The organism is Sphingopyxis flava, assembly GCF_900168005.1.
Taxonomy (GTDB): Bacteria; Pseudomonadota; Alphaproteobacteria; order Sphingomonadales; family Sphingomonadaceae; genus Sphingopyxis; species Sphingopyxis flava.
In genome coordinates, this window is sequence record NZ_FUYP01000055.1 from 1 (window position 1) to 10,714 (window position 10,714).

Consider the following 10,714-nt stretch of genomic DNA (forward strand, 5'->3'; position numbering starts at 1 on the left):
GATCAGGCTTCCAAAGGCCTCGTCGGCCAGGCTGCACCAAATTTGCGGATGAGCCCCTGTTTGTCGGCAATTCTCACCTTGTTTGTCGCGCAGCACTCGCGCGAAAATGGGATGCGATCGAGTTCGAGGCGCAACACGCCGAGCTGGTCGATCGACGCGTAGAAGCCCATCGGAATACTGGCGCCGTGACCCGACAATATCCCTTCGAACCGCGTCCGCTCGAAGAAGCCTCGAGGTTCCGCCGGAGGCTGCGAGGGCGTTCGCGCCATCACGTCAGCCTTTTGCGGGAGGGTCGCGTGCCGCCCTGCGATTGAAGCGAAAAAATGCGACTGAGCCATCCGGCAATCCTCATGCCGCATCGAATGATTCGCGCGCACCGTGGCAGTAGGCATAGCATGGCGACATTCGCTGTTCAGGGCTGTGCCGGTGCGACGGCGGCAAGATGCTCCCGACTTTTGGCGATCAGGCCGGCAACGAAGATCGAGCTGGTTCGCAGCACGGAATCGAGATCGACCTCATCGACGCCTTCGCTCCCGATCTTGAAACTGGCGACGATCTGGATGCCGACATCGGGAAAGGGTTCGACCGCTTCCCAGAAGCGATAGCTGTCATTTGCAGCGAAGTGGCCCGCAGGCACTTGCTCGATATGGTGACCCGGCGCGAACCATTGGACATTTTAGAGCGCGCCGATGGGCAACGGCCAGCGGCGCGCTCCTTGGACCATCATGCCGCAATCAAGGCGGCTAACCTAGCGGGCTCAGCGGGTTTGCCGCCCTCCTTGATATGCCACTTATGCCGGCTTCTCCGACGGTTCCAACGCTTCGCCGCTGCGGGATGACACACCGACATTGAGCGCACGCCCCAGCTGAAGAAATCTGGAAGTCGTTTTCTCCTAAAACGTCGGCTCCTAAGTGGGACGTGCTACCATTCGACCAATTTTTAACGAAAAGGGGGCGTTTTCGCCAATGGTGGAGGCGAGGCGTCCCCGATTCCGTCAAATAGTTAATAAAATTAGCAGTTGCCGGGGACACCATCGGCACACTCACCAACCGATTCAACGTCTCTACCAGCGCCTTCGACTGTATTGCAGGCAGACACGAGAAACAACGAGCCACTCATGGCGAATATTGTCAGAAGCTTTTTCATTCTCTCTCTCCCACGGGGGAAGGCAACGACCCTCCATTTAGGCAACTCGACAACGAGCGATTAGTCCAATTGTTCCGTCGTCACGGCATACCGGACCGGTCTCGATGATGTATCGCCCGACACGCGCGGTCAGCCGAGCCGATTCGCTCACGACCGGTCCGCAAGACTTGATCGGATGAGGGGGTGCGCTTCTTCCGCCCCTCGCCATCCACCCTCTGGCGTCCTGCCCCGCCCCCAAGATCTACGGATTTCAAGGTTAAGCTGCGGACGAGGCTCGAAAGTCGGCCTTCGGGGGCGTTGGGATGGCGGCGAACACCGCCGATTAGGTTCCCGGACTTTTTCATGCTATGCTCGCAAGACGACTACGGGCCTACCCTAGATCGGCTTTCGTGGTTCCGGCTGTGCCGTAGTCGACCCGTTACATGCGGCCAGCCGATTGATTGATGCCGAGAGCCCGGTGGCGCTAGCTCTTGTCAGAATGGAGCTATAATGCGTACATATCATCTGTTGCTGCTCGACGATGCGTCGGGCACTCCTCGCCGCGTGGAGTTCAAGGCGGACAGCCCGGATCAAGCTTTTCAGGTCGCCCGAAACGAGCGCGATGGCATCCATGTCGAACTTTGGGAATCCGACCGCTTGCTGGTGCGGATGAGCAAGGACGGGGCAGTCTGGAAACTGCTGCCGACACCTGGCTTCGTCACATCATCTCGAGACGTCTCCGATATGCGGGGCCGTCAGGACGGGGGCCCCGCGACGACGTAATCCAGGGTCAAGTCCCCGCGCTCGCGACAATAAAGGCCGCAAGGCAATGCGCGCGATCATGGGGCGCCCTCGCTTAACGCTCTGCCCTCCTCCACTTTTTGCGGCAAGCTCGCCCGAGGTGGGCGGCCTCAGGCTCATATTGAAGCCGCCGTGGTACAGAGTTCTGCGACTGGAATGGCACCCTGCACGGGTACCGCCCGGGGCCGCTTAGGGAGGCGCGCAGCGGCGCTTCTGACGAAGTTTCACCTTTGAAGCGCTCACCCTGGAGGCGCTGCTCGCGGCGCTGCGCTTGCTCTCGGCCACCACGCTCTCGCGCCTTTCTCGGACCCTGCGCAATGGAAGCTTGTGTTTCCGCTGCCCCTCGTCCCGCTCGGGTTCGCGGGCCGCGCTGGCGCCAGGCTTGAGGGCGGAGGGGTCAGGCGATCTTGCCCGGCCCGTCTTCGGCCTCCAGTCCATCATATTTGAGCTGGAGATAGCGTTCGCGCGTCGCAAGCTTGTCGAGTTCTCCCGCAGCAAGATTGCGCGCCGCCTCGCCGATCTCGCGTTCGAGCATCTTGAGCCCTCCAACCAGCGTCTCGTCGGGCGTGCGCCCGGCGTGCGCCTCGCTGCGGAGGCCCGCGGGGATGCGCTGATAGCCCGCAACAAGTTCAGGCAAATCCTCGCCGACCAGCCTGCGGATGTTCGCCGCGGCAGGTTCGGAAGGGTCGAGCGTCTGGAGCTGCGGCGCGAGCAGGTCGAGCTGAACGCCAATTCCGTCGACGAGCTGGCGCGCCGGGGCGGGGAGCGCCGGGCGCTGCGCTTCAAGCCAGATCTCGGCGCGCCCCGCGAGCTGCTTGAGATCGGTTTTGGGCAGATCCTGCTGGCGCGGCTCGGAAAAGGGCGGCCATTTGCCGAAGACCACCGCAATGCCGATCAGCAGCAGCGTCACCGCCATGATGCCGGTGAACCCGAGGGGCTGGATCAGCGCACCGAAGAGCGCGGCCGCGATCAGAACCGCGCCAAAGCCTATCGCGATGCGGCCGATCTTCTTGAAGAGATGCTGACGGCGAAGCGCCAGGCTCTTGGTGCCGACCGGGCGCCGCCGCTCGCGCGAGCGCTCGATCGCGGCCTGTCCCGCAATGATGGTACGGTCGACCTCGCTCATCGCCATTGCGCCCTCAGGCTTCCAGCGCGGCGAGCGGGCTCTCCGCGCCGCCGACACTCGCCTGCGCCTGGCTCGCGCCCTCGGCGCGCGCGATATAGCCCTTCGACTTGGCGACTTCGCCCTCGAGCGCGTTCACGGTGGTCTTCATCGTGTCGAGCGCCTTCAGCTTGAAGGTATCGATCGCATCCATCGTGTCGTAGATGTTCTGAAAGGCGCGGCTCAGCGTTTCCATGGGAATGGTGCTCGACGCCGCCTGCTCGTGGATGCGCGCGGTATTGTCCTTCAGCATCTTCGACGTGCCGTCGATGATATTCGCGGTCGTGGTGTTAAGCGCGGTGATCTGTTCGAGCACCAGCTTCTGGTTCGTCATCGCCTGCGCGACGGTGATCGCGGTCTTGAGCGCGCCCACCGTGGTGGTCGATGCGCGGTCGACCCCCTTCACCAGCTCGACATTGTTCTTCTTGACGAGGTCGAGCGCGAGATAACCCTGCACCGTCACCGCCATCTGCGTCAAAAGGTCCTGCGTGCGCTGGCGCGCATAGAAAAGCGCATTTTCGCGTAGGATCTTCGCCTTGGCGGGGTCGGTACCGTCGAGCTCGGCGGCCTTCGCTTCGAGGCGTTGGTCAAGCGTGTTGGCGATGTGAATCATCTGCTCGAGCTTGCCCATCGATTCCCACATCTTGCGGCGCTCGACGTCGATCGCGGCATTGTCCATCAACAGCTCGTCCTTGCCGTTGGCAAGCGCGGTCAGGATGCCCGAGATATGCGTCTGGGCGCTGCGGTACTGGGCGAAATAATTGGTGATCCTGCTGCCGAAAATCTTGTCGAGAAAGCCTCGCTTCGACAGCAATTTGCCGTTCGCCGAGGGGTCGAGGCGCTCAACCGTGGTGCGCAGCTCGATCAGATTCTGGCCGATGTCGGTGTCGCGGTCCATCGCCTTGATCGGGCGGTCGAGGAAGCGGTTCGAGTGGCTTGCGGCCTCGAGCATTTCCTTGCGACCCATATTGGTAATCTGGTCGATCCGCTTGCCAAATTCCGGCGAATTCTCGTCCTGCGCAACAAGGTCGTCGATGAAACTGTCGACGCGCTCTTCCAGCTTCGACTTCTGTTCGGTCGAGAGCGGGACGAGCCCCGCCGCCTTTTCAGGCGCCAGCGGAGGCAGCGGTTCGGGCGGCGTCAGTTTCAGCTCGTCGGCCGCGGTCGCCGTTGCGGTGTTCTCGCTCATTCCTTTTCCTTCCACCCCGATGCCGCCTGCCTATATGGCATGCGAACCTGTGTTATTCAAGCACTACACCTTCTCTGCGCGATTGAGCCAGGGTGCAATCCACGCAGAGAGGATCAGCTGCGCCATATGATAGACGAGGATCGGCACCAGCACCATGCCGGCGGTTGCTGAGGAGAAGAGCGTCGCCGCGAGCGGAGCGCCGACCGCGATGCTCTTTTGCGCTCCGGCGAAGAGCAGCGTGATGCGGTCGGGCCTTGCCAGTCCGAGGGAGCGGCCGAGCTGCCACGCGCCGTTGAACGACAAAGCGAGCAGCGCCGCAACAGCTGCAAAGACAATGCCGATCTCGGTCGCGTCGAGGAGGCGCCAGATGCCCCCGACGACCGCAGCGGAGAAGGCCACATAGACCGCGATGGCGATCGAGGTGCGGTCCATGAAGGTCGCCGCCCCGCGGTGCGCGAGCACCCACGGGCGCAGCCAGCGCTGCGCGGCCTGGCCCGCGAGGAAGGGGAGGAGCAAGATGAGCGCGATGCGCAGCACCGCCGCGCCGTGGATCTCGGCGGCGCTGCCGGCGAGAGCAGCGAACAAGAGCGGCGCGGCGATCACCCCGACAAGGTTGAGCAGCGCGGCTGCGACGACGCTCGCCGCGACATTGCCGCCCGCAAGGCTGCTCGCGGCCGTCGCTGACTGAACCGTCGAAGGCAGGATCCCGAGAAACAGAAAGCCGAGCGCAAGCGTCGCGGGCACCAGCTGCGCGGTCGCGGCCTGTGCAATAAGGCCAAGGAGCGGCATCAGAACGAAGCAGAAAGCAAGATTGGCGCCCTGCAGCTTCCAGTTGCGGATGCCGTGCAGCACCTCGTCGCGCGGCAGACGCACGCCGTTGAGAAAGAAGAGCAGCACGATGGCCGCCGTCGACACGCCCTCAGCGACGGGAACCGCTTCGCCGCGCACCGGCAGCAGGCTCGCAAGACCGATGGTTGCGAGCAGCACGGGTACGAAGCGGTCGGGGAAGATGCGCGATAGCATGGGCGCGAGCGATGGCGCGATGCGCGGCACTTGGCAAGCGCGGCCGGACGTCGCACGCGAATCCTTGCAGCTTGGTAGGCGCTGCCGCTAGGGGGGGCGATGCACATCCTTCTCCTCGCAGCGCTCGCTGAAGAAGCCGATGCGTGTTTTTCCAGCGAAGGGACGCGCGATGGCGACATGTTTGCCGTCCGCCGTCTCGCCGCGCACGGCCGCCAGCTGACCATCGCAACCACCGGGCTCGGCAAGGTCAACGCCGCACTCGCGGCGGGCGCGCTCGGCGCCGAGGCGGACCTGCTGCTGATGATCGGCACCTGCGGTGCGCTTGGGGCGGAGGCGGGACACGCCTATTGGATCGCCGAGGCGGTGCAACATGATTATGGCGCGGTGCATCCGGGTGCGTTCCGCCGATACGGCGCTGGAGAATGGCCGGTCGGAGAGCCGGGAGAGGCGTATTTTTCGGCGATAGTCGACCCGGGGCTTGGCCTCGCACACGCGCGGATCGCAAGCGGCGACAGCTTCATCGCCTGCCCCGATGCCGCTCGTGACCTCGCGGCAACCCTTGGAGCATCGCTCGTCGACATGGAGGTCGGCGCCGTCGCGCAGGCGGCAGCTCGGCTTGGCCTACCCTGGGCCGCGATCAAGTCGGTCACCGACGGGGCGAATGAAGACAGCAGCGCCGACTTTCACACCAATCTGGCTCGGGCTGCTGGTCTTGCCGCGCATGGGGCTGAGCGGCTGGTCGCGATGCTGTGAAGGGCAAAGCGGCGCTCGGACAAATCGCGCTGGCGGTGGTGATAGCGCTCGGCCCTCCCCTTCGCGGGCGGTTCTAGCCGACCAAGGCCGACCTGTTTGCGGAATCGCGCAGCGGTCCGGCCCAGGCCGAGGTTGCGGCTATTGAAGCATATTTCGATCGCGAAACGGTCGGCGACTTGCTGCCCCTCGCCGACATGCTGCGCAGCGACGCGCATCTCGTCCCGCCACCGGGGCCGGTGCGCGCTGTTTCGGGCTATCGCGGCCCGGCCGCCAACCTCTGCTTCAAGGATGTAAAGGCGACCCGCCACCTGCGCTTCGCCGCGCTCGACCTCATCCCGGTGCGGCCGATACCGCGCACGAAGCTGTTCGCAAATCTCTGCCCGCTCCTTGGGCGGACGGGGCCAAGATTTGAAGGTGGGCTTGGCATCTACTGCGCAGCGCGTTTCCACACCGACACCGCCGGTTATCGCCGAAGAGGCGGTGATTATCGCGCCGCGTCATCGCCGTGCGGGGCCGCCCGCAGATCCCCGGCAATTTTGTTGCGCCGCAGCAGCGCTTCTGTTAGGGGCGCGGCGTTTCGCGGCGCTCCGCGCGCTGCCCCTTTCCATCAAGGCTTATCCCGCATGTCTTTGCGCAATATCGCCATCATCGCGCACGTCGATCATGGCAAAACCACTCTTGTGGACCAGCTTTTCCGTCAGTCGGGGACGTTTCGCGACAATCAGCGCGTCGAGGAACGCGCGATGGATTCGAATGACCTCGAAAAGGAACGCGGGATCACAATCCTCGCCAAATGCACCTCGGTCGAATGGGGTGAGGGCGAAAGCGCGACGCGGATCAACATCGTCGACACGCCGGGCCACGCCGACTTTGGCGGCGAGGTTGAGCGGATCCTCAGCATGGTCGATGGAGTGATCCTCCTCGTTGACGCAGCCGAAGGGCCGATGCCGCAGACCAAGTTCGTGACCGGCAAGGCGCTCGCGCTCGGCCTCAAGCCCATCGTGGTCGTCAACAAGATCGACCGCAGCGACGCCCGCGCCGCCGAAGTCCTCGACGAGGTATTCGAGCTCTTCCTGACGCTCGAGGCCAATGACGAGCAGCTCGATTTCCCGATACTCTATGCCTCGGGCCGCGGCGGCTATGCCTCGCCCGACCCCGAAGCGCGCGAGGGCACGCTCGAGCCCCTGTTCCAGACGATCGTGAACCATGTCCCGGCGCCGGGGCTCGATGAGGATGGTCCCTTCACCTTTCTCGCGACATTGCTCGATCGCGACAATTTCATCGGGCGCATCCTCACCGGCCGCATCCAGTCGGGCACGGTCAAGGTCAACCAGCCGATCCACGCCTTGGACGCCGACGGCAAGGTCATCGAAGCGGGCCGCGCGTCGAAGCTCCTCGCCTTCCGCGGGCTCGACCGCGTTCCCGTCGAAGAAGCGCGCGCGGGCGATATCGTCGCGATCGCGGGGCTGACCAATGCGACCGTCGCGAACACCATCGCCGACACGAGCGTGACAACGCCGATCGCCGCGCAGCCGATCGACCCCCCGACGCTGTCGATGCGCTTTGCGGTCAACGACAGCCCGATGGCGGGCCGCGAGGGCAGCAAGGTGACGAGCCGCATGATCCGCGATCGCCTGCTTCGCGAAGCCGAAACCAATGTCGCGATCCGGGTGACCGAGAGCGCCGACAAGGACAGTTTCGAGGTCGCGGGCCGCGGCGAGCTTCAGCTTGGCGTTCTGATTGAAACGATGCGCCGCGAAGGCTTCGAACTCGGTATCAGCCGGCCGCGCGTTCTCTACCAGACCGATGAGAACGGCCAGCGCACCGAGCCTTATGAAACCGTCGTCATCGACGTCGACGACGAGCATTCGGGCACGGTCGTCGAGAAGATGCAGATCCGCAAGGCCGAACTCACCGACATGCGCCCGTCGGGCGGCGGCAAGACGCGTATCACCTTCAGCGGCCCCAGCCGCGGTCTGATCGGCTATCATGGTGAGTTTTTGTCGGACACCCGCGGCACTGGCATCATGAACCGGTTGTTCGAGAAATACGGCCCCTACAAGGGCGCAATCGAGGGCCGCAAGAACGGCGTCCTCATCTCCAACGGCGCGGGCGAGGCGGTCGCCTATGCACTCGGCCCCCTCGAGGAGCGAGGCATTCTCTTCGTCTCGCCTGGCGAGGCGCTCTACGAAGGGATGATCATCGGCGAGAATGCAAAGCCCGAGGACCTCGAGGTCAATCCGATGAAGTCGAAGCAGCTCACCAACTTCCGATCGACGGGCAAGGATGACGCGATCCGTCTGACGCCCCCGCGGCGCATGACGCTCGAGCAGGCGATCGCCTATATTGACGAGGATGAGATGGTCGAGGTGACCCCGGCAAATATTCGTTTGCGCAAAGCAATCCTCGACCCGCACGAGCGCAAGAAGGCGAGCCGCAAGAAGGAAGCGGCATAAGGTTCTGACCGGCGGCCGAGTGGCCGCCGGTTTTCTTTTGGCTCTTTCTTGACGCGCTCGCTTCACCGTTCGGTACTTTCGCCTTTCCGCCACGAAAGGGGCCGCCCGTGAGCCGTCTCATCCTTTTCAACAAGCCCTACGGCGTCCTGTCGCAATTTACCGACCGCGGCAGCGCAACGACGCGCGCAACGCTGTCCGACTATATCGACGTACCGGGCGTCTATCCCGCCGGGCGGCTCGATCGCGACAGCGAGGGACTTCTGATCCTGACCGACGACGGCGCGCTCCAGGCCCGGATTTCCTCGCCGCGGCACAAGATGCCAAAGACCTATTTTGCACAGGTCGAGGGCGAGCCCGATGATACCGCGCTCGCGGCGCTTCGCGCAGGGGTCAAGCTGAACGATGGCCCGACCCGCCCCGCGGCTGTCCGGCGCATTGATCCGCCCCCGCTTTGGAACCGCGACCCGCCGGTGCGATATCGCAAGAACGTGGCCGATTCATGGATCGAGCTCACCATCACCGAAGGCCGAAACCGCCAGGTGCGCCGCATGACCGCTGCCGTGGGATTTCCGACACTGCGGCTGGTACGGTGGCGTATCGGGGAATGGGAGATTGGCGATCTCGGACTGGGAGAATGGCGCGAGGTCGCTCGCTAGTGGTCACCCCCGGGCGAGTACGCTTCGAGTGAAGCTCTCTTGCCGAGAGAAGGAGTATAAAGCGATTCCGCCTCACTCGGCGGCACGCGCGCGAGCCAGCGCCGCGAGATGATCGCGGCAAATTGCCCCGACGAGGTCTTCGAGAACAGCAACGCGCCCGCTAATCCAGATCAGTTCCTCCGCGTTCATCTTGAAGTGAGGCGAATGCCGAGCGCGCAGCGATGTCGAATTGGCGTTGGACACACCCTCTCTGCAGAAGCGCCGTAGTGATCGGCTCGGCATAGTTTTGAGCGTCCGACCCTGGCTGATCGACGCAGCTTTTGGCGCGATGAGCTCTTGCCATGAACCGTGAATATAGCGAGACTCCCAGGATGAAGAATGATGTCGATCATCTGCCCCCGGTGCATCAGGAAGAGCTGGCGCTGGCAACGCGGATTTTGATGGACGAGTTTACCGTCGCGATTTCGCGGGCGACGCAGCCGTGGAAGAAGAACGGCAAGATCCTAATGATTATCCTGTTCGGGAGTTTTAGTCGCGACGACTGGGTCGACGAGCCAGAGAACGGATATCAGTCTGATTATGACCTGCTGATCATCGTCAGCCATAAGGATCTGACCGAAATCGCGGACTATTGGTACGTGGCTGAGGATAAGATCATGCGCGATGCGGCGATCGCGCGACCGGTGAACATCATCGTCCACACGCTCGACGAGGTGAATCGCGGGCTGAAGCGCGGCGAGTATTTTTGGGTCGATATCGCGCGCGATGGCGTCGTGCTTTATGATCTTCCGGGGAGTGAGCTCGCTGCTCCGATGCCGCTCACGGCGACCGATGCCTATGAAATGGCTAGTGAATACCTTGCCAAGCAACTTCCGGCGGTCGATCGGTGGCTAAAGCTTGCAGCGGTATCCTGCGCCGAAAGTGAAACTGATCCCGAGTGGGCCAAGAATGCAGCGTTCAATCTGCATCAGGCGGCCGAAACCGCCTACACTTGCTATCTGCTAGTTCGCAGCCAGTATGTCCCGCGTTCCCATAATCTGAAGTTTTTACGTTCGCTTGCTGAGGACCGGGAGCCACGTCTCGTGGAGGCCTGGCCGAGAGCGACGAAGCTCGACCGCCGGCGCTTCGAGTTGGCGAAGCGCGCCTATGTCGAGGCGCGCTACTCGGCTGCATATGCTATCGACAATGAGGATTTGCAGGCGATCAGGGCAGCGGTGACAAGCTTGCGCGACATGGTGGCGACGGTGTCGCGCCAGTGGCTTGAGGGCCTCCGGCAGAAGGCCGAACTCTAACTGCTGTGGCGGGATCGGCTACGGCGCGTCGAGAAAGCCTCTGCAGTTGATCTCGGACTTGCAGCGCCCGGATCGCCTGACATCGTGCGGCGGGTGCTTTGCGAGCGCGGCGGTCTTGAGCACAATAACGTCCGCTCGGAATAAGCTGAACGCTCCGCATACGCTAGACTCGTTTTCACTTAGATTGACGCGTACCCGGAGTTTCTGAGGTAGTTGGCGCATTCGCTGGGCGAGAAGGCGTCGAGCAGGGTTCCGAT

At 63.3% G+C, this 10,714-nt stretch carries 12 protein-coding genes; 5 read left to right on the forward strand and 7 right to left on the reverse strand.

All coding sequences use genetic code 11. The annotated features are described in order from the left end of the window. Positions 1-2: 2 nt before the first annotated feature. The 3 genes from B5X69_RS19655 to B5X69_RS19665 form a co-directional block, all read right to left on the reverse strand. Positions 3-338: a hypothetical protein gene (locus B5X69_RS19655; RefSeq protein WP_079640209.1), complete on the reverse strand. Its 336-nt coding sequence runs from the start codon at positions 336-338 to the stop codon at positions 3-5. A gap of 74 nt (positions 339-412) precedes the next feature. Then, the gene (locus tag B5X69_RS19660; protein WP_079640210.1) at positions 413-637 is read right to left on the reverse strand and encodes a hypothetical protein; all 225 of its coding nucleotides are present in this window, start codon (positions 635-637) and stop codon (positions 413-415) included. Positions 638-1,011: 374 nt separating this feature from the next. Then, entirely contained in the window at positions 1,012-1,146 is a 135-nt protein-coding gene (locus B5X69_RS19665) for an entericidin A/B family lipoprotein (protein WP_079640211.1), read from the reverse strand. A 489-nt stretch (positions 1,147-1,635) separates the two neighbouring features. On the opposite strand from B5X69_RS19665, the gene B5X69_RS19670 reads away from it, so the two are divergent. Beyond that, a complete protein-coding gene (locus B5X69_RS19670; RefSeq protein ID WP_079640212.1) occupies positions 1,636-1,908 on the forward strand; it encodes a hypothetical protein in 273 nt (90 codons plus the stop codon). A gap of 415 nt (positions 1,909-2,323) precedes the next feature. Here B5X69_RS19670 and B5X69_RS19675 read toward each other — a convergent pair whose 3' ends face one another. From B5X69_RS19675 to B5X69_RS19685, 3 genes are all read right to left on the reverse strand, one after another. Then, complete coding sequence (locus B5X69_RS19675; protein WP_245798815.1) at positions 2,324-3,052, reverse strand: hypothetical protein; 729 nt, start codon at positions 3,050-3,052, stop codon at positions 2,324-2,326. 13 nt (positions 3,053-3,065) lie between these two features. Continuing rightward, a complete protein-coding gene (locus tag B5X69_RS19680; RefSeq protein WP_079640213.1) occupies positions 3,066-4,277 on the reverse strand; it encodes a toxic anion resistance protein in 1,212 nt (403 codons plus the stop codon). A gap of 63 nt (positions 4,278-4,340) precedes the next feature. After that, on the reverse strand, positions 4,341-5,300 hold the full coding sequence (locus tag B5X69_RS19685; protein WP_079640217.1) for a bile acid:sodium symporter family protein: 960 nt from the start codon (positions 5,298-5,300) through the stop codon (positions 4,341-4,343). A 99-nt stretch (positions 5,301-5,399) separates the two neighbouring features. On the opposite strand from B5X69_RS19685, the gene B5X69_RS19690 reads away from it, so the two are divergent. The 3 genes from B5X69_RS19690 to B5X69_RS19700 all read left to right on the forward strand — a co-directional run bounded on the left by B5X69_RS19690 (position 5,400) and on the right by B5X69_RS19700 (position 9,165). Further along, positions 5,400-6,053, forward strand: coding sequence for a 5'-methylthioadenosine/S-adenosylhomocysteine nucleosidase family protein (locus B5X69_RS19690; protein ID WP_079640214.1), 654 nt, complete (start codon positions 5,400-5,402; stop codon positions 6,051-6,053). Between the two features lie 623 nt (positions 6,054-6,676). After that, a complete protein-coding gene (gene typA, locus B5X69_RS19695; protein WP_079640218.1) occupies positions 6,677-8,509 on the forward strand; it encodes a translational GTPase TypA in 1,833 nt (610 codons plus the stop codon). A gap of 107 nt (positions 8,510-8,616) precedes the next feature. Further along, positions 8,617-9,165, forward strand: a complete 549-nt coding sequence (locus tag B5X69_RS19700) for a pseudouridine synthase (protein WP_079640215.1) — start codon at positions 8,617-8,619, stop codon at positions 9,163-9,165. A 72-nt stretch (positions 9,166-9,237) separates the two neighbouring features. On the opposite strand, the gene B5X69_RS21620 is transcribed toward B5X69_RS19700, so the two are convergent. Beyond that, positions 9,238-9,408: a hypothetical protein gene (locus B5X69_RS21620; RefSeq protein ID WP_176141703.1), complete on the reverse strand. Its 171-nt coding sequence runs from the start codon at positions 9,406-9,408 to the stop codon at positions 9,238-9,240. A gap of 158 nt (positions 9,409-9,566) precedes the next feature. Here B5X69_RS21620 and B5X69_RS19705 point away from each other — a divergent pair, with 158 nt between their 5' ends. After that, positions 9,567-10,457 carry a HEPN domain-containing protein gene (locus B5X69_RS19705; RefSeq protein WP_245798816.1) on the forward strand — a complete coding sequence of 297 codons (891 nt, stop codon included), beginning with the start codon at positions 9,567-9,569 and terminating at the stop codon, positions 10,455-10,457. Positions 10,458-10,714 lie beyond the last annotated feature (257 nt).